Below are 4,459 nucleotides of genomic sequence, written 5' to 3' on the forward strand. Positions count from 1 at the left end.
AAGTTTATTGCCTGTTTTAAGATCTAACGCATAAATTTGCCCATTTCTACATCCCAAAACTACAACATCATCCTTTATAGTTGTTGTGTTTACCCAATCTTCTGCTTTGAATTCCCAAAGTTTATTGCCTGTTTTAAGATCTAACGCATAAACTGGAGCGTACTTGGAAAGGAGATTTTCTGTTAATGAACATCCTAAAACTAAAACGTTATCTTTTATAGATGCTGTTTCTACACTACATTCTACCTTAAATTCCCAAAGTTTATTGCCTGTTTTAAGATCTAACGCGTAAGTATGTCCACCCCTACAACCTAAAACTACAATATCATCTTTTATAGATGCTGTTTCTACACTACTTTCTACCTTGAATTCCCAAATTTTGTTACCTGTTTTAAGGTCTAATGCATAAACTGGTATGTATGTAGAATCCCCTGTTAATGAACATCCTAAAACTACAATATCATCTTTTATTAATGTAGTCCATACATCAAACTCTGCTTTGAATTCCCAAATTTTTTTACCTGTTTTAAGGTCTAATGCGTATGTATAGCCTTCCCTACAACCTAAAACTACAATATCATTTTTTATAGATGCTGTCCATACACCATATCCTGCTATAAATCCCCAAATTTTTTTACCTGTTTTAAGGTCTAATGTGTATGTGTACCCTCCCCCGCATCCTAAAACTACAATATCATCTTTTATTAATGTAGTCCATACATCAAACTCTGCTTTGAATTCCCAAATTTTTTTACCTGTTTTAAGGTCTAATGCGTATGTATAGCCTTCCCTACAACCTAAAACTACAATATCCTCCTTTATGGATGCTGTTTTTATATTATCCTCTCTAAGTTCTTCAATCTTTGCCCTTTTTATTTTCTCACGAATATCAACATTTAAATTGATATTTTTTACAAATTCCCAAATTTCATTTAAATTATCCAAATCGACTAATTCAACTAATTTAGTAGCATATGCCTCTCTCAAAAAATCACATTTATCAAAAACGTTTTTATATTTCTTGTAGATATTTTTGTAATTTTTCCCCATCTCTTCAATGTCGTTTAAAATATCCTTAATATAATCAGTTTTCATAAAAATAAACTCATCTACGATTTTTTTAATTTTCCCTTTGCAAATGTCCAAATCAAAGATATATTCTCCATCCACAAACTTTTCAAATAAATCCTGCATATTTTTATCTTCTTTGTAAAATTTATCAAACTCTCTCTTAAAAAATCGATTAAACCTCCTATTGATATCTTTCTCAAAATTCTCAAAACCATATTCTGGAATCTTTTTGTTTAAATATCTTCTAACTTCATCTTTAAATTCTTCTTTAAAATCAGTAAAATCATCAATTTCATTAATTATTTGTTTTTTTTCTGTTTCGGTTATTCGTTTTTCTGTTTCAGTTTCAACTGTTTCAGTTTTAGTAACTTTGGTTTTAACTCCATCTACCTTTTTTACTTTAACTGGTTCCTCATGTGTTTTTTCCACTATATCTATTTTTGGTTTTTTTGTAGTTGTGCGCTTTGTGTACAAATACAATACAATCAAACCAATAGCGGCTATTATTACAATTAGCCCAAGCCCCTCCATCAACATAATATCACAATAAAACTATATAATCTAGTGGGTATATATATTGTTTGTCATATGGTTTTGTTAAGCAAAATAAAGTAACAATACTCCAAAAATTTAATTTAGTTTGTTTAACAACACAACTTAAATTAGTATAGTTATTTAATCACATAGTAATTATAAATTTTGTTACATTTAACTTGGCGAAAAATACAAAATTAACTAAACTTATTTAAATATTTGACAGTTTAATAACTCATATTATCTTATATGCCCCACATATTTTTATTTTTCGGTTTATGTTCATTTTAGATCCCTTGTTATTTTAATTTAGAAGAATTTTGCATACTAAATAGCCCTATAGGAGAATAACAACCATGGTTATCAATAATATCTTAACCATAATACTAACCATATAATTTACCATTGCCAACTTTAAGCCAAATCTACCAAACAATGCAACGTAAGTTCCAATAGAGTGTTTTAGGTATATCATCGTTACCCCAATTATATTTCCAATAAGTAGTGTTATTAACGCTTGTTTTTCATTTAACACACCATTTTTCATTAAGATGTCAACCGTGGCATATCCAGCAGAGAAATGTGCAAAATTTGCAATTAATACAGTTATTGCCTCACCGGGCAAATTAAGAATTCCTAATATTGGAGAAAATAATTTTTTAACGATTTCTATTAAACCAAGTTCTATTAAGGCACTTATTAAGAATGTAAAGATTATAATCATTGGAATGACTTTTTTTAATATTTTTATGGATTTTTTGATGCCTTTTATTATAACATTTTTGTTAAATACTATTTTTTCATTGTTATTATTGCTTATATGTATCGGTTTCCTTTTAAAGAATATATTTGCGTATAAAATCCCAATAAATGCCTGCAAAAATCCAGAAAGAATATTTAAAAGAACATATGTAGTTCCCAACTTATATCCAAGTATAACAATGGCAAGAGGTAATTGAACCCTAAAAACACTCTCCCCCAAAATTATGGGTAAGGGACTTATTATCACTGTCACCATAACCTCCCTGCCACTCACTTTCTTGTCCCTATAAAATTTAGCGAGCATTGATTTCCCAACAGTTGGATTTACAAAATTCCCAGTAATGCTGTTATGCACTCTTCTGGTAAGTTTGATATTAAACACAGTGGTTTTGTTATTTTTTTGATTTTACTTAGTAGATTGGTTTCTTCTACAATTCCAGCAGCAATGATTCCAACTGATGAAAGGACAATTATTCTGGATAAATAAGATAGGATATCCATAACATCCCCCTATTTTATTCATATAACGGGATTTTGTAATAACAAGTATTTAAAATCAATTAAAACTTATGTATTCAAATCTTTTGAAATGTTTAATAGTAAATTATATATTTTTGATGCATAAAATTGAATTGATTTTAAAAATATAAATAATAAATATCAGGAGGATGCGTCATGAAAATAGATACTGAAAAACTTTTAATGATTCCAGGACCTACAATGGTTCCTGCAGAGGTTTTGAATGCAATGGCTTTGCCAATTATTGGGCATAGGACAGGAGAGTTTGGAGAGTTACTTGTAGATACAACAGAAAAAATGAAAAAGGTCTTTCAAACAAAAAACGACACATTTATAATAACTGGTTCAGGAACAGCAGCAATGGATATGGCAATTTTGAATGTTATCGATAAAGGGGATAAGGTATTGAACATTGTAAATGGAAACTTTGGAGACAGATTTGCAAAGATAACATTGGCATACAAAGGAGAGAGTATTAAGTTAGAGAACGAATGGGGGGACATGGCAGAACCAGAGGCAGTTAAAGAAATCTTAGATAAACATGATGACATCAAAGCAGTTACAATTGTCCACAATGAAACCTCAACAGGGGCCAGAAATCCAATTAAAGATATTGGTGAGATAGTTAAGGATTACGATGCATTGTATATTGTTGATACTGTCTCATCATTGGGGGGAGATTATGTTGATGTTGATAAATTCAACATTGATATTTGTGTAACTGGTTCACAAAAATGTCTCGCCGCTCCTCCAGGATTGAGTGCAATAACTGTAAGCGAGAAAGCATGGGAAGTTATTGAGAAAACTGAGAAGAAATCACTCTACTTAGATCTTGAAGAATACAAAAAGAAATACAATGAGAAAAAGCAAACCCCATACACACCAGCAGTTTCATTAATATATGCATTGAATGTTGCATTGGACTTAGTTTTGGAAGAAGGTTTGGAAAACAGATTCAAAAGACATGAAAAATTAGCAAAGGCAACAACAGCAGGTTTAGAGGCAATGGGTATTGAATTGTTTGCAAAAGAAAGAGCAAGGTCAGTAACCGTTACCTCAGCATATCTACCAAAGGGTGTTAAAGATAAAGAATTTAGAGGATTGTTATCAAAGAAATACAATGTAGTTATAGCAGGAGGGCAAGCACACCTAACTGGAAAGATATTCAGAATTGGGCATATGGGAACTGCTAAAGAAATTCACATATTAGCAACATTAGGGGCTATTGAAATGGCACTTAAGGAATTGGGTGTAAAAGTAGAAAATGGGGTAGAAGTGGCGGAAGAGATATTGATGGGATAATTTAACTTTATACCTCTCTCGCTAAAAGTTTTTATTTTTTTATTTAATTTATTTTTAAAGGGTTATTTTTGATTTTGTAGATTTTTATCGAATTTCGAAGGTCAGTCTATTTTAAAGAATTTGAGTATTTAGTTTTATGAATTTATTGAGATTTTTGGATTTAGGGAATTGGTAATAATTATTTTAGATTTTCCCCAATAGGTAAAAAATATTTTAAAATTTAAAAAGATTTTAGATGTTTAATTCGAATTTAAACGATTTTTAGAGAAGT

4 protein-coding genes are annotated in these 4,459 nt (G+C 30.2%); 1 reads left to right on the forward strand and 3 read right to left on the reverse strand.

The features are described from left to right. The 3 genes from METFODRAFT_RS09765 to METFODRAFT_RS11660 all read right to left on the reverse strand — a co-directional run. On the reverse strand, positions 1–1,608 hold a 1,608-nt coding region (locus tag METFODRAFT_RS09765; protein ID WP_143762696.1), incomplete at its 3' end, for an outer membrane protein assembly factor BamB family protein. A gap of 334 nt (positions 1,609–1,942) precedes the next feature. Next, on the reverse strand, positions 1,943–2,623 hold the full coding sequence (locus METFODRAFT_RS09125; protein WP_245528997.1) for a nucleoside recognition domain-containing protein: 681 nt from the start codon (positions 2,621–2,623) through the stop codon (positions 1,943–1,945). Between the two features lie 68 nt (positions 2,624–2,691). Further along, positions 2,692–2,868, reverse strand: coding sequence for a hypothetical protein (locus tag METFODRAFT_RS11660; protein ID WP_007045323.1), 177 nt, complete (start codon positions 2,866–2,868; stop codon positions 2,692–2,694). A gap of 174 nt (positions 2,869–3,042) precedes the next feature. Between METFODRAFT_RS11660 and METFODRAFT_RS09130 the strand changes: the two genes are divergently transcribed. Next, positions 3,043–4,188, forward strand: coding sequence for a pyridoxal-phosphate-dependent aminotransferase family protein (locus METFODRAFT_RS09130; RefSeq protein ID WP_007045324.1), 1,146 nt, complete (start codon positions 3,043–3,045; stop codon positions 4,186–4,188). Positions 4,189–4,459: the final 271 nt, after the last annotated feature.

The sequence above is a fragment of the Methanotorris formicicus Mc-S-70 genome (assembly GCF_000243455.1).
Classification (GTDB): Archaea; AGJL01; Methanococci; order Methanococcales; family Methanococcaceae; genus Methanotorris; species Methanotorris formicicus.

Bases quoted from the DNA above. Each gene is read 5' to 3' on its own strand.
- METFODRAFT_RS09125 (WP_245528997.1), bottom strand. From the start codon at position 2,623: ATGGTGACAGTGATAATAAGTCCCTTACCCATAATTTTGGGGGAGAGT.
- METFODRAFT_RS11660 (WP_007045323.1), bottom strand. From the start codon at position 2,868: ATGGATATCCTATCTTATTTATCCAGAATAATTGTCCTTTCATCAGTT.
- METFODRAFT_RS09130 (WP_007045324.1), top strand. From the start codon at position 3,043: ATGAAAATAGATACTGAAAAACTTTTAATGATTCCAGGACCTACAATG.